General features: G+C 69.1%; 18 protein-coding genes, 5 pseudogenes and 1 riboswitch. Of the genes and pseudogenes, 12 read left to right on the plus strand and 11 right to left on the minus strand.

Annotation, left to right across the window (positions count from 1 at the left end; all coding sequences use genetic code 11):
* Positions 1 to 93: 93 nt before the first annotated feature.
* Positions 94 to 1,374, minus strand: a complete 1,281-nt coding sequence (locus ACFYU9_RS35075; RefSeq protein WP_389347608.1) for an alcohol dehydrogenase catalytic domain-containing protein — start codon at positions 1,372 to 1,374, stop codon at positions 94 to 96.
* Positions 1,375 to 1,873: 499 nt separating this feature from the next.
* Between ACFYU9_RS35075 and ACFYU9_RS35080 the strand changes: the two genes are divergently transcribed.
* Positions 1,874 to 2,851 carry a glutamate--cysteine ligase gene (locus ACFYU9_RS35080; RefSeq protein WP_389347610.1) on the plus strand — a complete coding sequence of 326 codons (978 nt, stop codon included), beginning with the start codon at positions 1,874 to 1,876 and terminating at the stop codon, positions 2,849 to 2,851.
* Here the strand turns inward: ACFYU9_RS35080 and ACFYU9_RS35085 are convergent.
* From ACFYU9_RS35085 to ACFYU9_RS35105, 5 genes are all read right to left on the minus strand, one after another.
* Positions 2,795 to 3,490, minus strand: a complete 696-nt coding sequence (locus ACFYU9_RS35085; RefSeq protein ID WP_389347612.1) for a DUF6766 family protein — start codon at positions 3,488 to 3,490, stop codon at positions 2,795 to 2,797. The two genes, ACFYU9_RS35080 and ACFYU9_RS35085, sit on opposite strands and share 57 nt — an antisense overlap.
* 84 nt (positions 3,491 to 3,574) lie before the next feature.
* Complete coding sequence (locus tag ACFYU9_RS35090) at positions 3,575 to 3,946, minus strand: hypothetical protein (RefSeq protein ID WP_389347614.1); 372 nt, start codon at positions 3,944 to 3,946, stop codon at positions 3,575 to 3,577.
* 56 nt (positions 3,947 to 4,002) lie between these two features.
* The gene (locus ACFYU9_RS35095; RefSeq protein ID WP_389347616.1) at positions 4,003 to 4,479 is read right to left on the minus strand and encodes a hemerythrin domain-containing protein; all 477 of its coding nucleotides are present in this window, start codon (positions 4,477 to 4,479) and stop codon (positions 4,003 to 4,005) included.
* Between the two features lie 14 nt (positions 4,480 to 4,493).
* Positions 4,494 to 4,769, minus strand: a complete 276-nt coding sequence (locus ACFYU9_RS35100; RefSeq protein WP_389212183.1) for an isoamylase early set domain-containing protein — start codon at positions 4,767 to 4,769, stop codon at positions 4,494 to 4,496.
* 751 nt (positions 4,770 to 5,520) lie between these two features.
* Positions 5,521 to 5,889 (minus strand): hypothetical protein, encoded by a 369-nt coding sequence (locus ACFYU9_RS35105; protein ID WP_389347618.1) that lies wholly within the window; start codon positions 5,887 to 5,889, stop codon positions 5,521 to 5,523.
* Between ACFYU9_RS35105 and ACFYU9_RS35110 the strand changes: the two are divergent.
* From ACFYU9_RS35110 to ACFYU9_RS35140, 7 genes and pseudogenes are all read left to right on the plus strand, one after another.
* Positions 5,863 to 6,210 (plus strand): annotated as a pseudogene (locus ACFYU9_RS35110) (plasmid stabilization protein). The gene ACFYU9_RS35105 and the pseudogene ACFYU9_RS35110 overlap by 27 nt on opposite strands.
* 215 nt (positions 6,211 to 6,425) lie before the next feature.
* Positions 6,426 to 8,861 carry a molybdopterin oxidoreductase family protein gene (locus tag ACFYU9_RS35115; protein WP_389347619.1) on the plus strand — a complete coding sequence of 812 codons (2,436 nt, stop codon included), beginning with the start codon at positions 6,426 to 6,428 and terminating at the stop codon, positions 8,859 to 8,861.
* An 8-nt stretch (positions 8,862 to 8,869) separates the two neighbouring features.
* The gene (locus ACFYU9_RS35120; protein WP_389347621.1) at positions 8,870 to 9,097 is read left to right on the plus strand and encodes a hypothetical protein; all 228 of its coding nucleotides are present in this window, start codon (positions 8,870 to 8,872) and stop codon (positions 9,095 to 9,097) included.
* A gap of 446 nt (positions 9,098 to 9,543) precedes the next feature.
* Complete coding sequence (locus ACFYU9_RS35125) at positions 9,544 to 10,566, plus strand: DNA topoisomerase IB (protein ID WP_389347623.1); 1,023 nt, start codon at positions 9,544 to 9,546, stop codon at positions 10,564 to 10,566.
* A gap of 99 nt (positions 10,567 to 10,665) precedes the next feature.
* Positions 10,666 to 10,802, plus strand: a pseudogene (locus ACFYU9_RS35130) (relaxase domain-containing protein); the annotation flags it as partial.
* Between the two features lie 112 nt (positions 10,803 to 10,914).
* A pseudogene (locus ACFYU9_RS35135) lies at positions 10,915 to 11,064 on the plus strand (IS5/IS1182 family transposase); the annotation flags it as partial.
* Positions 11,065 to 11,150: 86 nt separating this feature from the next.
* Positions 11,151 to 11,612 carry a hypothetical protein gene (locus tag ACFYU9_RS35140; RefSeq protein WP_389347625.1) on the plus strand — a complete coding sequence of 154 codons (462 nt, stop codon included), beginning with the start codon at positions 11,151 to 11,153 and terminating at the stop codon, positions 11,610 to 11,612.
* A 19-nt stretch (positions 11,613 to 11,631) separates the two neighbouring features.
* Here the strand turns inward: ACFYU9_RS35140 and ACFYU9_RS35145 are convergent.
* The 3 genes and pseudogenes from ACFYU9_RS35145 to ACFYU9_RS35155 form a co-directional block, all read right to left on the minus strand.
* Positions 11,632 to 11,790: pseudogene (locus ACFYU9_RS35145) on the minus strand (MerR family DNA-binding transcriptional regulator); the annotation flags it as partial.
* A 69-nt stretch (positions 11,791 to 11,859) separates the two neighbouring features.
* On the minus strand, positions 11,860 to 12,957 hold the full coding sequence (locus tag ACFYU9_RS35150; RefSeq protein WP_389347627.1) for a YihY/virulence factor BrkB family protein: 1,098 nt from the start codon (positions 12,955 to 12,957) through the stop codon (positions 11,860 to 11,862).
* 552 nt (positions 12,958 to 13,509) lie between these two features.
* Positions 13,510 to 13,905, minus strand: coding sequence for a cupin domain-containing protein (locus tag ACFYU9_RS35155; protein WP_389347629.1), 396 nt, complete (start codon positions 13,903 to 13,905; stop codon positions 13,510 to 13,512).
* A 52-nt stretch (positions 13,906 to 13,957) separates the two neighbouring features.
* Between ACFYU9_RS35155 and ACFYU9_RS35160 the strand changes: the two genes are divergently transcribed.
* A complete protein-coding gene (locus ACFYU9_RS35160; RefSeq protein ID WP_389347632.1) occupies positions 13,958 to 14,950 on the plus strand; it encodes a GlxA family transcriptional regulator in 993 nt (330 codons plus the stop codon).
* Between the two features lie 61 nt (positions 14,951 to 15,011).
* On the opposite strand, the gene ACFYU9_RS35165 is transcribed toward ACFYU9_RS35160, so the two are convergent.
* Positions 15,012 to 16,919, minus strand: coding sequence for an erythromycin esterase family protein (locus ACFYU9_RS35165; RefSeq protein WP_389347634.1), 1,908 nt, complete (start codon positions 16,917 to 16,919; stop codon positions 15,012 to 15,014).
* Between the two features lie 674 nt (positions 16,920 to 17,593).
* Here ACFYU9_RS35165 and ACFYU9_RS35170 point away from each other — a divergent pair.
* Both ACFYU9_RS35170 and ACFYU9_RS35175 read left to right on the plus strand, forming a co-directional pair.
* Positions 17,594 to 17,794: pseudogene (locus ACFYU9_RS35170) on the plus strand (ATP-binding cassette domain-containing protein); the annotation flags it as partial.
* A 462-nt stretch (positions 17,795 to 18,256) separates the two neighbouring features.
* On the plus strand, positions 18,257 to 18,760 hold the full coding sequence (locus tag ACFYU9_RS35175) for a peptidylprolyl isomerase (protein WP_389212202.1): 504 nt from the start codon (positions 18,257 to 18,259) through the stop codon (positions 18,758 to 18,760).
* A 909-nt stretch (positions 18,761 to 19,669) separates the two neighbouring features.
* Here the strand turns inward: ACFYU9_RS35175 and ACFYU9_RS35180 are convergent.
* Positions 19,670 to 20,038: an ArsR/SmtB family transcription factor gene (locus ACFYU9_RS35180; RefSeq protein WP_389212205.1), complete on the minus strand. Its 369-nt coding sequence runs from the start codon at positions 20,036 to 20,038 to the stop codon at positions 19,670 to 19,672.
* A gap of 79 nt (positions 20,039 to 20,117) precedes the next feature.
* A riboswitch (cobalamin riboswitch) is annotated at positions 20,118 to 20,308 on the plus strand.
* A gap of 26 nt (positions 20,309 to 20,334) precedes the next feature.
* Here ACFYU9_RS35180 and ACFYU9_RS35185 point away from each other — a divergent pair.
* A complete protein-coding gene (locus ACFYU9_RS35185) occupies positions 20,335 to 21,444 on the plus strand; it encodes a HoxN/HupN/NixA family nickel/cobalt transporter (protein WP_389212207.1) in 1,110 nt (369 codons plus the stop codon).
* Positions 21,445 to 21,721 lie beyond the last annotated feature (277 nt).

The raw sequence follows: 21,721 nt of genomic DNA on the forward strand, positions 1-21,721 counted from the left end.
CCCAGAGGGGTGCCGGGACCGGCTCGTCCTACGGGCTCGGGATCAGGTCTTCCGCCCTGGCTGTTCCGGCTCACCGACCTGCGGTGCGCAAGCTCAATGCCTGAGCGCCCGTTCCAGTTGCTGCTTGTTCATGTGGGAGCGGCCTTCGATGCCCTGCGCCTTCGCTTCCTGGCGCAGTTCCTGCAGTGTGTGTCGGGAGGAGCCGCCCGCGCTGCGGCTGCTGCCGTTGGGGTGGAGGACGACCTTGGTCCAGCCGTCGTCGCGGTTGTCGAAGTGCTCGTACGCGGAGGAGGCCTCGTCCAGGCCGAGTTCGTGGGAGACGAGGAAGCTCGGCTCGGCCCTGCCGCCGGCGATGAGGTCGCGCAGGGCCCGGTTGTAGCGCTTGACGGGTGCCTGGCCGGTGCCGATCCGCTGGCCCTTGAACCAGAGCATGCCGAAGTCCAGCGGTACCTTCCCCTGGGCTTCGAGCTCGCCCTGCGCTTCGGCGCCGCCAGGGTCCTCGGGCAGGAACACACCGACCACGCCGATGCCACCGGTGAACCGGACCGAGTCGATGAGCCCGTTCATGGTCAGGGTCGCGTCCTCCTCGCCCTGTGAGTCGTGGGCCTGGTAGCCGACGCATTCGCAGCCGTTGTCCGCGCCCAGGCCCAGGGTCGCGTCCTTGACGACTTCGGCCGGGTCCTGCTCGGCGGTGTTGACGGCGATGGCGCCGATCTCCTCGGCGAGAGCGAGTCGATCGGGCTGGTGGTCGGCGACCCATACGCGGCCGGCGCCCTTGAGGATGGCGGAGTAGGCGGCCATGAGGCCGACCGGGCCCGCTCCGTAGACAATCGTCTGGTCGCCGGGCTTGACGCCCGCCATTTCGGTGGCGTGGTAGCCAGTCGGAAAGATGTCGGCCAGCATCACGTAGTCGAGCTGCCGCTCGGCGGCGTCCTCACCCAGGCGCAGGGCGTTGAAGTCGCCGTACGGCACGCGCAGCAGCTCCGCCTGGCCGCCCTGGTACGGGCCCATCTCGGCGAAGCCGTACGCGGCGCCGGCCATGTCCGGCTTGGGCTGCATGGTGAGGCAGTAGTTCGTCAGGCCCTGCTCGCACTGCTTGCAGAAGCCGCAGGCGATGTTGAAGGGCAGGACCACCCAGTCGCCGACCTGGACCTTGCTCACGGCCTTGCCGACCTCGACGACCTGTCCGAGGTTCTCGTGGCCGAGGGTCCGGCCCGTTTCGAAGGAGGTCCGGCCTTCGTACATGTGCAGGTCGGAGCCGCAGATGTTGGTGGTGGTGATCTTCACCAGGATGTCGCAGGGGTGCTCGATCTTCGCGTCGGGGACGTCCTTGACCGTCACCGTCCGCGGTCCTTCGTACACTGCCGCTTTCATGGTTCGTCCTTGCCGACGCCACCCTTCACCGGGCCGTCCACGGTGCGTGGGGCATCTTCGGGGGTCTTGGCGCGGCCGGCCCTACAGACGAGTCGACCGTGGGGTGACGCCCGGCTGCTGACGGCCAGCGTCTCTCGTGTCGCGTGTACCCCGCTCATCGCTCGTACACCACGTGGGGCCACGTGTGGATCGAGGAACCATAGAGGAACCTCACGTACTGGCAACGCGGGGCGCGGGGGAGGGCCTCACCGGCGCCGCCGCCGACGGTCCGGCGGGGGGTACATACGGCCGTTTTCGATCTCGGTATCGATGGCGTGGCGGATGCGCCGGCATTCGGCGGGCAACCCGTGCCAGTCGCGTCGCCATCGGCGCAGGTGCTCCCGGTCGGGACCGCTTTGCGCTGAGGGCCTCCAAAGGGGCGTCGTGCAAGGCTGCGGCATGGTCGGGGGGAGCCAGGGCAGGTGCGGGCTGTCTGACGGTGCGATCCACAGGCGGCCGCATGCGAAGCGTAGGCGTGGAAGAAGAGCTGCTGCTCGTGGACGCGGACAGTGGCGCCCCGCTCGCCGTGTCGGGGGTGCTGGCGGCCGCTGAGCGTTCGGCCTGGCAGCACCTGGGTTCAAGCGGTCGGCGGGAGCACGAGTTGGAGAAGGAGCTGCAGAAGGAGCAGTCGGAGTTCGCCACGAAACCGGTGACCGAGACGGGTGAGCTCCAGGAGGAGCTCGTGCGCATCCGTCGTGAGGCGGCCCGCCACGCGGCGAGCGCCGGAGCCGTGGTGGCGGCGGTCGCGACATCTCCGCTGCCCGTCAAGCCGTCGTTGAACGTCGGACGACGCTATCGGTGGCTGGGCGAGCAGTACGGGCTGACCGCGCAGGAGCAGCTGACCTGTGGGTGCCACGACGAAGAGGGCGTTGCCGTCCTGGACCGCATCAGGCCCTGGCTGGCCGTCCTGACGGCGATGAGCGCGAACTCGCCCTTCTGGCAGGGAGAGGACAGCGGGTACGGAAGCTACCGCAGCCGTGTGTGGAACCGCTGGCCGTCCGCCGGCCCGGTGGACGTCTTCGGCTCCGCCGACCGCTACCACGAGCAGGTCCGCGCGATGATCGACACCGGAGCGCTGCGCGACGAGGGCATGATCTACTTCGACGCCCGCCTCTCGGCCACCTACCCCACCGTCGAGGTCCGCGTCGCCGACGTATGCCTGAACGCCACCACGCCGGTCCTGCTCGCCGCCCTCATCCGCGGCCTGGCCGAGACGGCGGCCCGCGCCTGGCATGACGCACGTCACCGTCCGTCCTGGATCGGCGGGTCGCCCAATTCAGGAACGTGCGGCCCGCCGCCGGGAGTGAGGGTCGAGTATTTGCCGCGGCCCGTCACGAAACCTCCTCCGCACCAGGTCTCGGAGGGCTCCCGCCGGCCGCGGTCAGCCTTCGATTCCGGTGGTGGTGTGGGCGGCGCCGACGGGTTTCGATTCGGGTGAGCCACGCTGGCGGAGATAGATCGAAAGTACGACCATGGCGGCGACCGCGAGGAGTTCGGACTGCCAGTTCTGGAGGGTCCGGTTCCAGAAGTCGGGAGTGACAAGGTAGTCGGCCCAGCTGACGGGGTCCTCGAGCTGCCGGAGCTGCTGGCCGTTGTACGCGGCAGTGCCGGCGATGGACTGGGCCGTCCAGGACAGCACGAACAGGCCACCCATGACAATGCCCAGAGAACGGGCGTAGAGGGTCTGCCGCCAGTCGCCGGTGCCGGCCCAGCGCGGCGAGTCGGGGCGGGCGTGCTCGCCCATGCGCTGTTCCTGATCGCTTTCGGTGCCGACCTTGTGGACCTTCTTCGACTCCGGGGAGCCGCGCTGGACGAGGTAGACGGTGCCGAAGATGTAGAGGAAGAACTGCAGGAACTCCGACTGCCAGTTCTCGCTCACGTCGACGGCGAAGGCTGATGACGCCAGGTAGTCGGTGAGAGTGATCGACTGGAGGCCGTCAACAACCATCTGTTGGTTGAATTCGGCGTGCCCGGTGACTGCTTGGCAGGCGAGTACCACCAGGAAGGCGAGGCCGAAGGTGAGGGTCAGGCTGTTCTCGCGCCAGAACCCCCGGCGTGCTTCGCGGTTGTCGGTCATCGCTGGAGCACCCCGATGGTGATGAAGTAGCCGAGTCCGCCCAGGATGACGACGAGGGTGGTGACGAAGAGGCCCCGCAACGAGTCATGCCCCCTTGATCGTGCAGTCGTACGGCTGGTCGGAGCGCGGGGTGCAGCCTGCGGCCACGACCTTCCAGCCAGCGGTGAACAGCGAAAGGAACAGGGTGTCGCCTCCCATCCGTACGATCGCCTGCCGCCCGTAGGCCTCGGCCTTCTGGACACCGCGCGTTGTGGGCAGCTCCTGCGAGGCAAGTGCGTTGGGGCAGGCCTTGTGCTCGTCCTGCTCCAGCTGCTGGCGGGTCTGCGGCGCCAGCAGGTCGCAGGCACGGGCGTGGTCCCGGGACGCGACGGCGGCTTCGAAGGCGGCTCCCGCCGCAGCGGCAGCGTCTTGCCGTGCCGCCGGGGCACCGCACCCAGCCGCCCCGAGTACCACCACGGCCGCCGAGAGCAGCCCGCACCAGCGGCGCTGCTCTGGTCGGTGCCGTGTCCGGCTCACGTCGAGTCGGAGCTGGGAACGGCCAGCGGATCGCGTGGTGCCCGCTTCTTCCCTGCTTCCAGCTCACCGCCCAACTCTGTGAGCCTGTTGCGGCCCATCGCCTTGCGGACCTCTGGAAACCAGTCCTGTTCCTCTTCCTCCACATGGTGGCGGACCTGTTCCATCAGCACGCTCATCTTCGCCTTGAAGCGCTCGTCGCCCGGATCCATGTCCTTGATCTCCGACAGCATCCACACCACTGCATGGTGTTCCTCGATGCTCTCCAGGATGTGGTCCGTCGTGTCCGGGGCAAGCTCACGGGCGGCGGGGTAGAAGAACTTCTCCTCGACCCAGGCGTGGACGGTGAGCTCCTCGATCACCTCGTCGGCGATCCGACGGCGTTCGGCCCTGTCGCCGTCCGAGGTCTTCTCGAACCGTTTGAACAGCTTCTCGACGGTCTTGTGGTCCTCGCGCAGCAGCACGATGGCATCCATGCGGGCGCCCCTCGTCAGGTGTTGACGCGGCTGTTGGCGCCATCATGTCCGTCGGCCTGGTCGTCGTCGAACCAGTAGTCTCCGGCCGCCAGGTAGCGGAAGGAATGGCCGCCGTGCGCGGGCAGGACGACCGTGGCCGCGCGCATGCCGTCGCCTCGGGCCTGTAGCGGATGTGCCGCGGGGTTCCAGTGGTTGAAGTCGCCCACGACGCTGACCGGCCCGTCCGGGCTGTCGGCGGGAAGAACGAAGGTGACCTGCGTACGGCCCTTGAGTTGTTTGCGTTCCAGCACCGAACGGCTCCTGACAGGCGAGGTGGCAGAGGTCCACGCACCCTCGCACGCTGCTCTCCACGCCGGTCCCGTACACGCCGCCGCCAGGGGAGCCGTCACCCACCTGGATGCCAGGATCCGGGTGCCCACCCCGCCGCCTGCCCAGCGCGTCGGGGTCGACTGTGACACGTCCCGTCAATCAGCCGGCCGCCGCCGGAACCGTTGCGCACGCGGTAGTGCGCCGCGCTGGCTCCGGGAACGCTCTGGCGTTGGAGGTGAAGGCAAACCTGACTCACGAGGAACTACTCCAGGCCCTACCACTCGAGGTGCCGCGTCTGGTCGTTCACGAGCTGTCCTTCGCCTCACGGGATGGCGCAGGTCGACATGAACGATTGCTGATTCTCTGGCAGCCCACTGCTGCCGAGGGTGGCGGCCCGAAGGTCGGCTACCGGTGGCTTACTCCAGACCACCTCGGGCGCCGCCTGTCGCAGGACTGCCGAGAGTGAGGCGTGACCACCTAACCCAGGGCCCACGGCCGATTCGTGAACGACCAGCCGTAGCCGAAATCTGGGGCATGGAACCCAACTCGCCGCCGCATACGAGAGGCAGGCCAGGTGAGGCGGTGATCGACGACGCTGACGCAGGAACTCGACGCCTACGTACGGAGGGGCCGCCGAGGGAAGCCGCCACGGCGCAGCCGGTTCACCCGGCGTCCGGGCGGGCCAGAGCAGGCGGCCCGTTTCCTGGCGGTCGCGGCGTTGTGGCGGGCGGGTCAGTCCTTCCTGAGCCGCTTCGACGGGTCCTGCGCGTCGACGCCGGTGTATGCGGAGGAGTCCTTGCCGCCGCTGGGGCGCTGGGAGCGGCCTCGGTGCCCCAGGTCGTGGTGGCCCTCCTGGCCCTTGCCGGCAAGGTCCTCTCCGCTTCGCGAAGTGGACTCGACCGGCGTTCCCTCATCCGCCTTGCGCGACGGTCGGTTCTTGCGCGCGGTCCGCTGGGTCTTTTCCGGGGTGTCGAAGGAGCGTCGGGCGCTGGGGTTGTCCTGCGTGTGCGTGGAGTCGACGTCGGCCGACCATCCGTGCTGCTCGGTCCCTTCGTGGCGGCTGGGCCCTTCTCCATGCTTGGGGTGCGACCTCGGGGTCATGGCCCTTCTCCTGTCCAATCATCCCCCCGGGCTGCCCCTGCCCCCTCAGCTCAAGGCCAACCAGTTTCGCGAGGTCCGGGTGCCGGAAGGGGCGGCAGTACGAGCGCCGAAGCGGCAAAGGAACGCGCACGCTCCGGCGAGTCGAAGCGTGAGCCGGTCCTCCACCCAGGACACCTCGCCCTCCAAGCGTGGCGGACACCGCTCGCACAGCGGCTCCCAGGGGCCGACGAAGGACAGCTGTACAACGAGGCGAAGAAGCGCAACATCAAGGGCCGGTACGACTTGGACAAGGTCGAGCTCAAGCGGGCCCTGGGCCACTGAATGCCCTGCGAGCCCGTGGGCCCGCGGGCCGAGCACGGGCGGCCGGCGGGCGGCCGGTGATCCATCGCGGCTCTCGCGGATGTGGAGTCGGTCGCGCGCGGGCCTGGGACAACGGGTGTCGGACCCGTCCACGACTTCAGCGCGTACCCTCCTGGCCTCCATACCCCGGGGGCGTCCGCGGGCGTGGCGATCTCAGGCGGGGGCAGGGGCTGCACATGACGACAGAACCCGTTGACGTTCCCGCTGGGCGTATTGATCCGTGGGGGCGCCGCACCCCGTACAGGCGCGGGGGTTCCTGGCCCTCTCGCGTGGACCAGTACCTCGCCGGGGACTACGACGGCGCTGACGTCGACCGATGGGTCCAGACGGCCTCGAATCTCCATTCGAACGGCGATGCCATGGAGCTGGCGGTGAGGGACGGCCGGCTCGTCGGTGTCCGGGGGATGGCCCGCGACAGGGTCAACCGCGGCCGCCTCGACCCCAAGGACCTGTACGGCTGGCAAGCCATCGGCTCGCCCGACCGCCTGACCAGCCCGCTGATCCTTGAGAACGGCACCCAACGCGAAGCCGACTGGGACACCGCCATGGCCCTCATCGCAGAGCGCACGCGCACACTCCTCGACGGCCCGGGTCCCGGCTCGATCGGCTTCTACACCAGCGGGCAGCTGTTCCTGGAGGAGTACTACGCGCTGGCCGTCCTCGCCCGCGGCGGGTTGGGCACCAAGCACCTGGACGGGAACACCCGGCTGTGCACGGCCACGGCCGGCGAGGCGCTCAAGGAGTCCTTCGGCTGCGACGGCCAGCCCGGCTCGTACGCCGACATCGATCATGCCGACACCATCGCCCTGTTCGGACACAACATGGCGGAGACCCAGGGTGTGCTGTGGAGCCGGGTCCTGGACCGCCTCGCGGGACCTGAGCCGCCTGTCCTGCTGTGCGTGGATCCTCGTCCGGGGCCGGTGTCCGACGCGGCCACCGTTCATCTCCAGCCGAAGCCGGGGACGAACCTCGCGCTGATGAACGGCATCCTGCACGAGGTGATCGCGAACGGCTGGATCGACCAGTCCTACATCGAAGCGCACGTCGCGGGCTTCGACCGTCTCGAACAGCAGCTGGCTCTCTTCCCGGCCGAGGCCGCCGCCGCGGCGACCGACGTGCCCGCGGAGCAGATCCGTACTGCGGCCCGCCTGCTCGGCCAGGCCGGCCGGCTGCTGTCCACGGTGCTGCAGGGCTTCTACCAGTCACACCAGGCCACCGCGGCAGCCGTCCAGGTCAACAACCTGCATCTGATCCGGGGAATGCTCGGCCGGCCAGGCTGCGGCGTCCTGCAGATGAACGGCCAGCCCACCGCGCAGAACACCCGCGAATGCGGAGCCGACGGAGACCTTCCGGGTTTCCGCAACTGGGCCAACCCCCAGCATGTCGAGGGGCTCGCGAAGGTCTGGAACGTCCAGCCGGACCGGATCCCGCACGACGGGCCACCGACCCATGCCATGCAGATGATCCGCCTTGCCGAAGAAGGCTCTTTGCGCATGCTGTGGATCTCCGGAACCAACCCCGCCGTCTCCCTCCCGGAACTGGAACGCATCCGCGCCGTGCTCGGCCAGGACCGGCTGTTCCTCGTCGTCCAGGACCTCTTCCCGACCGAGACGACGGAGTTCGCCGACGTGGTGCTGCCTGCCGCGGGCTGGGGTGAGAAAACCGGCACCTTCACCAACGCCGACCGCACCGTGCACCTCTCCCTCAAGGCGGTCGACCCACCGGGAGATGCGCGCCCCGACCTCGACATCTTCCTCGACTTCGCCCGCCGCATGGACCTCCGCGACGCATCGGACGCACCGCTGCTCCCCTGGCGCAGCCCCGAGGAAGTCTTCGAGGCGTGGAAGGAGTGCAGTCGTGGACGCCCGTGCGACTACAGCGGTCTCACCTACGCCCTGCTGCGCGACCGCGGCGGCATCCAATGGCCCTGCACCACCGAACGCCCCGACGGCACCGAGCGCCTCTACACCCGTGGCGACTTCCACAGCAGCCCCGAGGACTGCGAGACCTACGGCCGCGACCTCCTCACAGGAAGCTCCCTCGACGAGGAGGCGTACCGGTCCCTGAACCCGGACGGCAAGGCGATCCTGCGCACCGCCCCGTACGTCCCGCCACCCGAGCAGCCGGACGCCGACTATCCGCTGTGGCTGATCACCGGCCGCACCCTCTATCAGTTCCACACCCGTACGCGCACCGGCCGCGTGCCCGAACTGCATTCCGCCGCCCCGGACATGTGGATCGAGCTGTCCGAAGCCGACGCGGCGGCCGCCGGCATCGGGGAAGGCGACCTGGCTGAGGTGGCCACCCGACGCGGCACCGTCCGGGCCCGGGTGCGTGTCACCGGTATCCGTCAGGGCGTCGTCTTCCTGCCATTCCACTACGGATACTGGGACGCCCCCGACGGGATCGGCCATCACCGGGCTGCCAACGAACTCACACCCACGTCCTGGGATCCGGCCTCCAAGCAGCCCGTGTTCAAAACGGGCGCGGCCCGCATCACACCGGTGTCCCGCACCTCGGGTCCGGCACCGGCCCCCACCACCACAGCCTCGCGGCCCGAGCCCGGCCCGGACGCGAAGGACAGAGGAATCACCCTCACGGGACCATCATGAACGCGCCCATGCCACCCACCACCACGGTGCTTCGGCCGCTCGGCACCCCTCTGCCCGTCGGGTTCCTGGGCCTTGCTGCGGGAGCGTTCATCGTCTCCGCACTCCAGCTCGACCGGATCCCGCCCCATGAGCGCCACGCGGTGGCGGTGGTCCTCATGGCCGTCGCCTTCCCGCTGCAGCTGCCGTCATCGGCTGCGCCGCCCTGCGCCTGGCTCTCGCCGGGATCCAGTAGCTGACGAGGTCCCCCCACCCGGGAGAAGGCGGCCGGGGCTGCTGGGCTGGCCCTCACCGCCCTGGCCCTGTACGCCCCCACTGCCTTCGCCCTGGCGGACACCCGGGGCCGTCCCGTCCTGCCCGTCGGCCGACGCGGATCCGTCGCCCGGGCCGTGGAGGCGGGGGGCAGAGCCCGGAATCCGGCCGCTGCTCTGATCTCACCACCGCAGCCTCGGCGTGCGCCGACACATGCGGGGTAGACGCTCGGCATGAAACGGACAGGAGAGTGGAAACCCGGAGAAATCGTCCCAAGTAGTGGCATCTATGCATGCGACTGCGGCAAGAAGCACCTGTGGAGCAAGAGCACCGACGTCCGCGGGCATCGCTTTCCTCCCCTGCCCTACGACTGCGCAGGCCAGGCATGGACCCTGCGCACGCAGGCCCACCCCGAGACGGGCTGACTGCGGCCGTGCGGCTGAGGATCAGCGACCCCCACATGCCGGGATGGCGCCGCGTGCGCCACGGACGCGGGTTCCGCTACCTGGACGGGGCCGGCCAGGCCCTGTCGGCAGCGGACCGCGAACGGGTCCGTGCGCTGGTGATACCCCCGGCCTGGCAGGACGTCTGGGTGTGCCCGTGGCCGAACGGTCACATCCAGGCGGTGGGGACGGACGCCGCCGGGCGCCGCCAATACCTCTACCACCCGTACTTCCGCGAGCAACAGGACGCAGCCAAACACGAGCACGTCCAGCGCGTCGCCCGCTCGCTGCCCCGCCTGCGAGAACACGTGGCCCAAGACCTCGCCGGGCGCGGGCTGAGTCGCCTCCGCGTTCTGGCCTGCCTGACCCGCCTCCTCGACCTCGGCTTCCTCCGCATCGGCGGTGAACGCTACGCCCGCGACAACGGCAGTTTCGGGCTCACCACCCTGCTGCGGGAACACGCCAGCTGCCGCAGTGGCGAGATCCGGCTGCATTTCCCCGCCAAGTCCGGCAAGGAAGTCGATCGCTCGCTCGTCGACGAGCAGGCTCACGCCGTGATCCGGGCGCTGCTGCGGCGCAGGGACGAGGGAGAAAGGCTCTTCGCCTACTGGGAACATCGAGCGTGGCACGAGGTCCACGCCCAGGACCTCAACTCCTACCTGCGAGAACGGTCGGGCCGGGACGTGACAGCCAAGGACTTCAGGACCTGGCACGCCACCGTGCTGGCAGCGGTCGCCCTAGCCGTAGCCGAGAGCACCGCCGACGCCTCCCGTGCGGGCCGCGGCAAGGTGGTGGCCCGCGCCGTGCGCGAGGTCAGCGACTACCTGGGGAACACACCCGCCGTGTGCCGGGCTTCCTACATCCATCCCCGCATCATCGAGCTCTACGAGGAAGGCGAGACCATCGCCCCCTCCCTCGGCAAGCTGGGCGAGAACAGCACCTTCGGCGAACCGGCAACCCACGGCCGCGTCGAGCGCGCCGTCCTGCAGCTTCTGCGCTCCGGTACCACGTGACCGGCAAGACGGCCGCCCGGCCGAGACCGTTGCAGCCCCTCGCCCTTTCCCGGCCAGGGTCGTAGGCGGTGTTGTCGGTCTGCGGGAACGTCCTCGAAGGTGACGCTGGCGTGGCTGGAGGAGTCGGTCGCTCAGATCCGGTGGGGGAGCGGTGGCAAGTACCGATCCGGGACGGACTGATCGTCGCGGTGTTCCGGCACTACGAGTCCCGAGCCGCCGAGTCGAAGCCGATGCTCCCACGATCACGGGGCCCCATTGTCTTTGGTCAAGGTGGTCGGGTGGCAGTGTGACTGTCACGAGTGAGGACATGTCTGTTCGAGAGTCTGTGGTCGAAGGAATGCGGCCGTGCGACTTCTGCGGTCATCCGGTCGTCTCATTCCCCAGCCGTCCGGCCAGGCCGGTCACCGGCGGCGCCGAGGTCGTTCGGGTGGCCGGCCGCCCGCCTGCGACGCCGCGATATACAAGCAGCGCAACGCGGTCGAGCGACGCATCAGCCGCCCTCCTCATCTGGGCCCGGACGTAGGGGCTTCGGGCCGCATAATTTGGAGAGGCACCTCCTCAGGCCAGCGTGGCAGCATGCGGCAATGGTCTTTCGACACCCCGATGGCGACTACGCGATCACCGCGATGTACTCCGTGCCCGATGACGCCTGGTATCTGGAACTGGATCTCGTGGCCGGGCAACGGATGCTCGTGACCGCAATCGTTCCCGACGAGGATCCGACACGGGAACCGACGATGTGCTTCAACCCGCACGCAGAGCACATGGACGTCCCGTACGAGGTCATGCGCTGGTTCATGCACCAGGTCGATGAAGAGATCCGTACCTCCCGTGCCTGGATGCGGCTGAGACCGGAGCTCGTCGAGATCATCTACCAACTCCGTCAGGAACACATGGGTGTCATCGGTGATGACGCCTTTCCCCAGGTCCTGGCGAACGTGCGCACCTTGGTCCCCGAGGAAGACCTCCCCGCCGTTGTGGAGGCCGCCTTCGGGCGGAACCTTGACGGCACCACCACGGACCACCCGCAAACCCCCAGCCTGTGAACGGTCAAGGAGACAGGTCCTGGTCGAGGAGTTCGCGGGCGCGGGCCGCGAGGCGCAGTTGGTAGCGGGGGTGGCGGCGGTGGCCGCCTTCGGAGCGCAGTGGTGTGATCAGGCGGTGTTCGCCCAGGGCGCGCGGGAAGGCGGGGGGCGTGCCGATCATGTCGGCGGCCTGGCCCATGGTGTTGGCGGGGGAGTCGTGGGGTCAGCCGACGGTCGAGGCGGCGAAGGTCGTCCAGGATGCGCATGATCACCTGCCTCCGGTATCGCCGGCCCTTCCATCAGCTTGTTGCTTGCCTGTGTCCTTGCGTTCCTCTTCGGTCCACGTGCGTGTGTCGCGGGGTTCGACGTAGGGCTCTTCGTCCGCGGGGTGGCCGCCGATGATGGCGCGTTCGCGGGCCATTTCGGCGTCGAATTCCAGGCCGAGCAGGATCGCCAGGTTCGTGATCCACAGCCAGACCAGGAAGATGATCACGCCGGCGAGTGTTCCGTAGGTCTTGTTGTAGGAGGCGAAGTTCGCCACGTAGATCGCGAAGCCTGCGGAGGCGATCATCCAGATCACCAGGGCCAGGAAGCTGCCCGGCGTGATCCACTTGAAGCCGCGGCCCCGCGCGTTGGGCGCCGCCCAGTACAGAATCGCGATCATGATGGTGACCAGCACGACCAGGACGGGCCATTTGACGATCGACCATACAGTCAAGGCCGTGTCACCGATGCCCAGGGCCGTGCCGATCTGCTGAGCAACAGGGCCGGTGAGGACCACGAGCAGCGCGCTGATGCAGGCCAGGACCATCAGCACCAGCGTGAGGACCAGTCGCAGCGGGGTGATCTTCCAGACCGGACGGCCCTCGGGAATGTCGTAGACGGCGTTCGAGGTGCGGATGAACGCGGCCACGTACCCCGACGCCGACCACAGGGCCACCAACAGGCCGACGACGGCCGTCACCGTGCTGGTGCTGCCGGAGGACTGCAGCTGAGTCACCGCGTGGGTGATGATGTCGCGAACCGTGCCCGGGGTGAGCTTCGTGAGGTTGTCCAAGACCTGCTGCGTCGCCGACTTCCCCGCGATGCCCAGTAGGGAGACCAGCACCAGTAGGGCGGGGAACAGCGCCAGGATGCCGTAGTAGGTCAGTGCCGCCGCCCGGTCGGCCAGCTCGTCGGCCTTGAACTCCTTCAGCGTCCGCTTCAGCACCGCCCGCCAGGACTTCTTGGGCATCTGCGTGGGCTTGTCCGGCGCACTATGCTCCACTTGCGGATCAGGCCCCGCGCCGCCGTCCCTACGGCCGGTGCCCCGGGGCGGTTCCTCGTGCTGCTGTTCGTCGCGCTTACGCTGCCATATGGGTGCCATGCCGGGCGAGTAACCGCAAATGCCGCGGCGTGAACATTCGAGCCGCCCCAGTCCTCGCGATCGCAGCAGCCGATCCGGGGAGGGACACCCCTCCAGACAGCCAAGATCAATCCCACGACCAACGACGCTGGGGGCACGCCTCGGTGCAGCTCTGCCCATTCACCAGCCCCCCGACAACACCACGAACGCTCCGTGGGCGGGGCGACCAGGCCGCGCTCGGTCATCATCCTCGTGATCGCCGCACCCAGACCGGGTGGCTCGCGGCCGTCGCGCCGCAGAGTCGTGGCCGGTGCGCCGCTTCGGTTTCGTGGTGCGGGCGCCCTTCGCCGTCTCCCGGGCGGCGAGCAGGGCCTGGTGGGCGTGGTCGACGCCGGGCATCTCCACGACGGCGTTCACGCGATCACCTCCAGGGCCGCGCCGTTCGGCGGGCGGGCGGCGAGCTCGGACAGGCGCTGCGACCACGACGTGGGCCGGACCGGCTCGGGGCGGCCCGGCCTTCATGGCTCGATTGCGGCAAGATCACCCGCTGATATTCCGACACCGTCCCGTTGCTCAGGCGTTGAGGATGTGTCCGGTCGTCGCGTCCACGTGGGCGGGGATCTCATCGTGGCGGTCGCCCACGGTCGGCGTCCCGGTCGGCTCGAACATGAGGATCGAGGCACCGGACGACGCGGACGGCTTGTGCTCCGTACCTGCGGGAACGGTGAAGACCGCCCCCTGCGGCAGCAGGACCGTGCGCTCACCCTCGGGCTCGCGCAAGGAGATGTGCAGCTCCCCGTCGAGTACCAAGAAGAACTCGTCGGTGTCGTCGTGGGCGTGCCAGATGTGTTCGCCCTCGACTTTGGCGATCCGGACGTCGTAGTCGTTGACACGCGTGACGATGCGTGGGCTCCACAGCGCCTCGAAGGAGGCCAGAGCTTGGGGAAGGAAGATGGGCTGGTTGCTCATGGCCTCATCCTCGGCCGCCTCGCCCGTGCAGTGTGAGTGCTAGGAATTGCACATGGCGAAAGAATCCTCGCACCAAGCTCAAGCAGCGGGCACACACCGGGTGGTCGTGATCGTGGACGAGAACTCGAACCCGTTCGAGCTCGGCTGCGCGACCGAGATCTTCGGACTGCACAGGCCGGAGATCGGCCGCGAACTCTACGACTTCCGGCTCTGCTCTCCCGAGCCCTCCATCGCGATGCGAGACGGATTCTTCACCCTCACCGGGGTCGCCGGCTTGGAGGAGGCCGATGCGGCAGACACCTTGATCGTCCCCAATCGCCCCGATGTCGAGGTGCCCCGCCGGCCCGCGGTGCTCGACACCATCCGACGGGCGCATGCGCGCGGCGCTCGCCTGATCGGCTTCTGCAGCGGCGCCTTCACCCTGGCTGAGGCCGGCGTGCTCGACGGGCGCCGGGCCACGGCCCACTGGCAGTGGGCGGATTCCTTCCGCTCCCGCTTCCCCGCCGTCCAGCTCGAATCAGACGTGTTGTTTGTGGACGATGGCGACATCCTCACCGCCGCGGGAAGCGCGGCCGCACTCGACCTCGGGCTGCACGTGGTCCGCCGCGACTACGGTGCCGAGATCGCCAACTCTGTCAGCCGGCGCCTGGTCTTCGCGGCGCACCGCGACGGCGGGCAGCGGCAGTTCGTCGAGCGTCCCATGCCCGACCTCCCCGACGAGTCCCTGGCACCGATCCTGGCCTGGGCACAAGAACGTCTCGACTCACCACTGACGATCGCGGACCTCGCGGCGCGGGCGGCGGTCAGCCCGGCGACGCTGCACCGCCGCTTCCGGACGCAGCTGGGAACGACCCCGCTGATGTGGCTCACGGGAGAAAGGCTCGCCCTGGCCTGCCGACTGATCGAGCGAGGCGAGTCACGCTTCGAGGTAGTCGCACGGCTGAGCGGGCTTGGCACCGCCACCAATCTGCGCGCGCTGATGCGTCGCGAGACGGGCATCACTCCGTCGGCGTACAAGCGCCGGTTCGGGCCCGAGGCGCCCTGACGGCATCGATGCCAGCCAGCCGAAAGATCACGCGATCGAGTCCGCCGAGTCGCACCCATGATCAACATGATCGGTACGACAGCGGCTTCTCGACTCGCGTCCGCGTCGCCAGCGCGAGTCGGACGACTTGTCCACCGTAGTCGTCGGCCAGATGCCAGGTTCCCGTACCGGAGAGACGCCAGCCGTCCTCGAAGTCGAAGCCCTGCCCGTCGAGCTTTTCGAGAAGAGCTGTCCCGTTTACGAAGCACCACGCGGGTCCCCTCGACGTTCTCCCAGCCCCCCAGCGACTTCGGCCGCCGTGGCGTCGTGGATCCCTGTTCCCTCGTAGTACTGATCGGGGCCGGCGCAAGCCGTCAGAGCAGGCCAAAACCAGCACCCCACGCACCCAGCCTGCTTCCGCCCGCCACCAGGACCTCCCACCCTCAGCCCGCATCGGCCAACCGAGTAGGAGCGGCCGTGGAGGGAAACCTTGCCAGACCTGTTGAACGCGTTCAACTCTGCGGTTGTGGGGGTGGACGCCACCCCTACAACTCGTGCCTCCAGCACTGCCCGCAACCGTCGACAAGCAGCATGAACAGCGTTTCGATACACGGCCTAGTTGAGCATGTGGGCGGCCTGGACCTGATGGAGGTGGATGAGGACGTCGTGGGTCTGGGTGAGGCGGATCTGGGGGGGCGTCGGCGATGCCGGGGTAGGCGGCGCCGATGTTCTTGATGGTGTGGGGTTCGGCGAGCCAGGCGCGGGCCGCGGTGGGGGCGGTGCGCAGGTCGACGACGTAGTCGCGGTGGCGGACCTTGTCGAGGGTGTGTTCGGCGGTGCCCGGTGCGGCGGGTGCGGCGGTGAAGCGCTGCGGGGCGCCGTCGTGGTTGAAGGCGTTGAACGTGCCCTGGTTGAAGGAGAGGCCCACGCTCAGGTAGCCGGTGCCCAGTTGCTCGCGCAGGAACTCGCCCTGGACGCGGGGGTGGCTGGCGGGGGCGTAGGTCTTGAGGGCGGTGTGGCTGTTGTGGGCGGAGATCATGATCTTGCTGCCGGTGCGCCGCTGCCACCAGGCGATGTTGTCCGCCATGACGCGGTCGCGGTAGAGCATGGCGGCGGGGATGTTCCGGGGGTCGTCCCAGTCGAAGGCGTAGAGGGTGGTCATCTGGTGAATCGCGCTGGCGTGCTGCACGGCCCAGACGTGGGCGTCGGGGTCGGCACCGGGGTGCTGCTTGAGCAGGTCCACCGCACGGCCGGTCCGCTCGGCGATCGCCTTGCGCTCGGCGAGCGGCTTCGCGAAGTAGTCGTTGACGTAGGTCTCGGCGCTGATGGTGGGCCGCAGTCCTTGGTACAGCTCGGCGATCTGCGCGGCGAGTTCGGGACTGGACGCGGCCGCGAACGTGTTCACCTTGTCGTACAGCTGCGGGCCGGCGAAGCCGTTGTCGTCGCCGACGAAGCGGACGGGGTCACCCGGGTGCTGGATGTTGTAGGAGCGCGCCCACTGGAGCAGGTCGCGGTACTCGGCGTTGTTCCACCAGCGGTAGGTGCCCTGGAACTCCTCGTCCATGATCTGCTTCAGGTCGCCCTCGCCCCGGGTGAGGTAGGCGTCGATCCGCAGTCCGCTGCTCCAGGCGGCTTCGAGGGCGAAGGTGCGGAAGCCCTTCTCCTCGACCAGGTACCGCAGCATCCGGTGCTTGAGGGTGACGAACTCGTGCGAGCTGTGGGTGGCCTCGCCCACGCCCACCACGGTGGCGTCGCCGACCATCGTGCCGAACGGGCGCAGGTCGGCGACATTGCCGCGGGGTTCGGTGGTGCGCAGCGGGTGCGCCACCCGGTCGAGGGCGGCCTCGGGAGAGCGGAACGCGACGGCGTCGGGGGAGGCCGACGCCGCGGACGCGGCGGGCGGAGCGGCGGCGGAGGCGGCCGGAGCGACAGCCAGAGTGGCACCGAGCGGGACAAGCAGAGCGGCGAGCAGGAACTTGCGTGTGATCATGGCCCCAACCCTCGCCGCCCGGGAGGCCCTCGCACCATCCGCTGCACCCCCCGATCGGCCCGGGGGTTTGCCTCACCCGCCGACGGGCGGGGTGGCAGGACCCCGCTCCTGGTCGTGAACGGGCGTCAAGCAGGTCGCCCGGCTGGAGTCGAGCGGCTATTGGCGACTGGTGGTCGGCCCCTGTCGGCCGCCGTATCCGGCTGGCTTCTCTCTGAAGTCACCCGGAGCTCCGCAATCGCCTGTCTCTGAGAGGTACCGCGGTGTGGGGAACGGCGGCAGAGTCGGCCCTGGCGCACAGCCCGGAGGCCGGGTGTTACCGCGCTCGCGCTGCGGCGCTGGCCTCACGGCGGCCTCGTCAGCTTTTCGCTGCGGTGGCCGCCTCATGGACCGGCTCCTCGGCCGCCATGGTCGGACGGTGGGCGTGGCCGGTGTTCGGGCCGGGCGCGTTCAAGAGGACCGGGTTCTCAGCTGTCGCCGTCGGCGCACTGGGCCCGGGCGCCCGACGACGCCCTGGACCGCGGCGTCGGGGCGCGTGACGACCGCCTCCATGGCAGCGTGTTCCCAGGCGCCGAGACCACAGGACCGACGGGCCCGGAACGGCCCCGTACGCCGCAGCCCCGTTCACCGCGTACCCGTACGGCTCGGCCCCGCACCTCGGGGCCCCGTCCGCGGAGCCCGCGATCGAACTGCGGGGTGTGCGCCGGATCGACGGAAGCGGCGCGGCGACGGTGCACGCGCTGCGCGGGATCGACCTGGCGCTCGCCCGCGGCAGCTTCACCGCCGTCATGGGCGCCTCCGGCTCGGGCAAGTCCACCTTCCTGCAGTGCGCGGCGGGTGCGAGGACGGGTACGCGAAGCCGGACCGCCACGGCTGGGCAGGCAGACGCCCAGACGTGCTTCGGTGGCGGCGATCTCCCTCTCCAGGCATCGGCAGTGCTGGTGATGGCCGGGTGGCCAGGGGCTGCGTTGGCAAAGTATGCGGCGGCGGCCTGGGCGAGCGCGGCGGGCGGGGAGCGTGGGGCATGGGCGCTGGTGTGGCCGACCGTTGCGTGATCTGGCACCGGCACCAGGCCGGACTCACCACCGAGCCTGCGTCTGGCCGGTAAGTCGCAGTTCGCCAGGGCGGCGGCATCTGGCCGGGTTGCTTCGGTCCCGGCCTGGCCGTGCTGCGCCGGGGAGCGAGCCGGCCGCGGTGTACCCGTCCCCCGCGCCGCTGGTGGTGGCAAGCCGCAAGGTGTCCGTGGCGTGGCGCGGCGCGTGGGGGCTGGATCGTGGTTTCGGGTGCGAGGATTCACCTTGCTGTCAGTAGTCGGTTCCATCACGGAAGGTGAGGCTCTCATGGTCGATGTCACGCTGCACACCAACCACGGCGACGTCGTGCTGGAGCTCGAGGGGGAGAAGTCCCCGAAGACTGTCGAGAACTTCCTCGAGTACGTGCGGGCCGGCCACTACGACGGCACGCTCTTCCACCGGGTCATCGACAACTTCATGATTCAGGGCGGCGGGTTCACCACGGGCATGAAGCGCAAGGAGACCCGCGCGCCGGTCGCGAACGAGGCCGACAACAGACTGAGGAACACGATCGGAGCGGTGGCGATGGCCCGCACGATGGACCCGCACTCAGCCACCGACGAGTTCTTCATCAACGTGGCCGACAACCACTTCCTGAACCACAGCGCGAAGACCGCTCAGGGCTGGGGCTACGCGGTCTTCGCCCGCGTCGTGGGGGGCATGGATGTCGTCAACCGCATCAAGGGCGTCGACACGGCCGGCAAGGCGGGCCACCAGGACGTCCCCGTCGAGGACGTCGTCATCACGAAGGCCGTGATCTCGAAGCAGTGACCAGGCCTCAGGACCGGACACACCACGGTTTGTTCCGCCCTGTCCGGTCTCCCGCCTCGTCGAAGGGCGGCGGCCGGCCGTCCCAGCCGGGCCGCGTGGCGGGCATGTGGACACAGGCCGGCGAACACCGGGAACCAGCTCGCCGCCCTCCTCGAAGCCCGATAGATGCCGGACACCTCTTCTCCCAGGTCTGTCCACCCACCGCGGCCTACAGCTCGGCGCGGGCAGTGGTGGGCCTTTCGTAGCGCCCACCGGCCTTGCCGAGAGGACCTTCGGTTGGCGAGGTCCCAGAGCTTGGTGACGCAGTGGGGGAGGACGTTTCTCGTACTGCGGGTAGTGGGTGTGTTCCCAGGCGTCGAAGACCGGCAGCGGCGTGGTGTCCTGGCCGGTGTTGCCGTGGGGGTCGTAGACCCGCTCTGCGCTCAGGCGGTGACCGAGCGGCTCCCAAGCCAGGACGTGCCGGCCGGAGCCTGCTGCATACCGCGCCCGAGGTGGGCTCATGCGCTCGGGCGGCGGCCGAGTCGCTTTCAGGCCGGGACGCGCGGGCCGGAGCCTGCTGCGTACCGTGCCTGAGATGCCCGTCGGTGTGTAAAGGGATTCTCGTGTCACGTATGGGTGCGGTGGAGTGGTTCGGCAGCTTTTGGGCGTTGTCGAGGGCCATGCTTCCGAGTCCGGTACCCGGTTCCCGGCGCCGCACCGTCGGCCGCCGCGGCGCGCGGGGACGGGCCCGTAGGACATGAGGGTCGCTGGGCGGCGGTGGGTGGTGAGCGGGCCGTGTTCACCTTGAGTGCTTTGGTACCGCACTGCGGATCGCTGCTGGGGGCCGGTTTCGGCGGCGGCCTGTCGATCTCGCCGTCTGACGGCCGTCCAGTGCACGTGGTTCAGCAGGCGGCGCTGCCCGCACCAGAGTCAATCGGTGCTTGCGTCGTGGGATGTGCAGTGAGTGAGCAGTACGGAGATCGGGCCGTTGACGAGTCGGTAGCGCACGATCCTCCCGTTCTTCTCGCCTTCGACGACGCCTGCGGCCCTCAGCAGCCGTAGTGCCTGGGAGACGGCTGTGTCCCGCATTCCGGTGGCGACGGCGAGGTCCGAGACGGCGATGGGGCCGGCTTCGTGGAGGGCGAGGAGCAGGGAGAGGCGTCCGGGGTCGGAGAGCAGGGAGAAACGATCGGCCCAGGCGCGTACGCGCTCGGGCTCGCCGACGGCTGCGATGGCATCGCAGACGCGGTGGTCGTCGATGGTGCGCTGCCCGGCGCGTTCCGCGGGGACGAGATGCATGGCCCCATCATCGCAGCCCGCGCCCTGCCCTTGCATACCTGCTCAGATGTGCAGCCTTGCAGCTGTCTCCCGTGACCCCATAGGGTGAGCGGGCCGTGGTGTACGGGAAGACCGGTGACAGCTCCTCAGGGGCTCAGGCCGGAGCGGCCCTCGCCACTGTGATCGGGAAGTTCCCGCCTCGTGCATTGCCACTGGTCTTACGGCCGGGAAGGCAGGGGTGGGCGCGTCGACCCGTCAGCCAGGAGACCGGCCACGGCATCACGAAGCTGATCCACGAGGTGCTGGAGCGTGACCGCATGACCGTGTCCCCAGGCGTGCCCGAAACCGCCGGTCCCACGTCCTTTCGCTGGCGGCGCGAGGACACCATCCGCACCGCAGGCCTGCTGGCCGTGATCGTCGCTCTGCACGTGGTCGCCTTCGGGATTCTCTTCCTGCTCGTGATCCCGCATCACTACGAGGTCGGTACCAAGGCGTTCGGCGTGGGTCTGGGCATCACCGCCTACACCCTCGGGATGCGGCACGCCTTCGACGCCGACCACATAGCGGCGATCGACAACACCACCCGCAAGCTGATGGCCGACGGTCAAAGGCCGGTGTCGGTAGGCTTCTGGTTCGCCCTGGGGCACTCCAGTGTCGTGGTCGTGATGGCCGCCCTGGTCGCCGGTGGAGCGAAGCTCGCCGGCACCCTGATGAACGAAGGCTCCCGGACCCACCAGATCCTCGGCACCGTCGGCACCACGGTCTCCGGAAGCTTCCTGTACCTCATCGCCGCGCTCAACCTCGTCGCCCTGTTCGGTATCGCGCGCGTCTTCAAGGCCATGCGCGCCGGGCAGTTCGACGAGGCCGAGCTGGAAGCTCACCTGGACTCGCGTGGCTTCATGAACCGCATCCTGGGCCGGCTCACCAAGTCCATCCGCCGCCCCGGCCAGATGTTCCCGCTGGGCTTCCTCTTCGGCATCGGCTTCGACACCACGACCGAGGTCCTGCTCCTTGCACTGGCCGGCAACGGCGCCGCCGCCGGTCTGCCGTGGTACGCGGTCCTGTGCCTGCCTCTGCTCTTCGCCGCCGGCATGAGTCTGTTCGACACCCTCGATGGCACGTTCATGAACTTCGCCTACCAGTGGGCCTTCTCGAATCCTGTCCGCAAGGTCTTCTACAACCTCACGATCACCGGACTGTCCATCGCCGTCGCCTTCTTCGTCGGCACCATCGAGCTGGTCGGCGTCCTGCACGACAAGCTCGGCCTGAACGATGACGTCACCGACTGGATCGCCGGCCTGGACCTGGACAACGTCGGCTACGTCATCGTCGGCCTGTTCGTCGTCGTGTGGGCCGTGGCCATCGCCTACTGGCGCCTGGCCAAGGTCGAGCAGCGCTGGAGCAGCCGCACCGCCGACACCGGCTGACGGCACATCGGCCGGCGCCTCGGCCCCGGCGCTGCACGAGGTGTTGCCTTCCACCGCGAAACCGACAAGGCCACGGCTTTCCGTATCGTCGCAGCGGCCCGGGGGCTTTCGGGCCCGGCCCTCGTTTTTGCACCGGTGAAAGCCGTCCGGCCCCAGGGCGACGTCAACACGGCACGGAATGCCCACGGGGCTGGGCGACTTGCGCAACTCGGTGTCGACGAGCCCGCATCGTGCCAGCCCGGTCCCGGCAACCAAGCGACGTCCGCGCGCACATGAC

This window comes from Streptomyces sp. NPDC004327, assembly GCF_042873935.1.
Taxonomy (GTDB): domain Bacteria; phylum Actinomycetota; class Actinomycetes; order Streptomycetales; family Streptomycetaceae; genus Streptomyces.

Coding starts and splice junctions, on each gene's coding strand:
- ACFYU9_RS35140 (WP_389347625.1), top strand. CDS start 11,151: ATGGTCTTTCGACACCCCGATGGCGACTACGCGATCACCGCGATGTAC.
- ACFYU9_RS35185 (WP_389212207.1), top strand. CDS start 20,335: ATGACCGTGTCCCCAGGCGTGCCCGAAACCGCCGGTCCCACGTCCTTT.
- ACFYU9_RS35105 (WP_389347618.1), bottom strand. CDS start 5,889: ATGACCCCGAGGTCGCACCCCAAGCATGGAGAAGGGCCCAGCCGCCAC.
- ACFYU9_RS35175 (WP_389212202.1), top strand. CDS start 18,257: ATGGTCGATGTCACGCTGCACACCAACCACGGCGACGTCGTGCTGGAG.
- ACFYU9_RS35115 (WP_389347619.1), top strand. CDS start 6,426: ATGACGACAGAACCCGTTGACGTTCCCGCTGGGCGTATTGATCCGTGG.
- ACFYU9_RS35160 (WP_389347632.1), top strand. CDS start 13,958: ATGGCGAAAGAATCCTCGCACCAAGCTCAAGCAGCGGGCACACACCGG.
- ACFYU9_RS35120 (WP_389347621.1), top strand. CDS start 8,870: ATGCCACCCACCACCACGGTGCTTCGGCCGCTCGGCACCCCTCTGCCC.
- ACFYU9_RS35180 (WP_389212205.1), bottom strand. CDS start 20,038: ATGCATCTCGTCCCCGCGGAACGCGCCGGGCAGCGCACCATCGACGAC.
- ACFYU9_RS35075 (WP_389347608.1), bottom strand. CDS start 1,374: ATGAAAGCGGCAGTGTACGAAGGACCGCGGACGGTGACGGTCAAGGAC.
- ACFYU9_RS35080 (WP_389347610.1), top strand. CDS start 1,874: ATGCGAAGCGTAGGCGTGGAAGAAGAGCTGCTGCTCGTGGACGCGGAC.
- ACFYU9_RS35150 (WP_389347627.1), bottom strand. CDS start 12,957: ATGGCACCCATATGGCAGCGTAAGCGCGACGAACAGCAGCACGAGGAA.
- ACFYU9_RS35165 (WP_389347634.1), bottom strand. CDS start 16,919: ATGATCACACGCAAGTTCCTGCTCGCCGCTCTGCTTGTCCCGCTCGGT.
- ACFYU9_RS35095 (WP_389347616.1), bottom strand. CDS start 4,479: ATGGATGCCATCGTGCTGCTGCGCGAGGACCACAAGACCGTCGAGAAG.
- ACFYU9_RS35085 (WP_389347612.1), bottom strand. CDS start 3,490: ATGACCGACAACCGCGAAGCACGCCGGGGGTTCTGGCGCGAGAACAGC.
- ACFYU9_RS35155 (WP_389347629.1), bottom strand. CDS start 13,905: ATGAGCAACCAGCCCATCTTCCTTCCCCAAGCTCTGGCCTCCTTCGAG.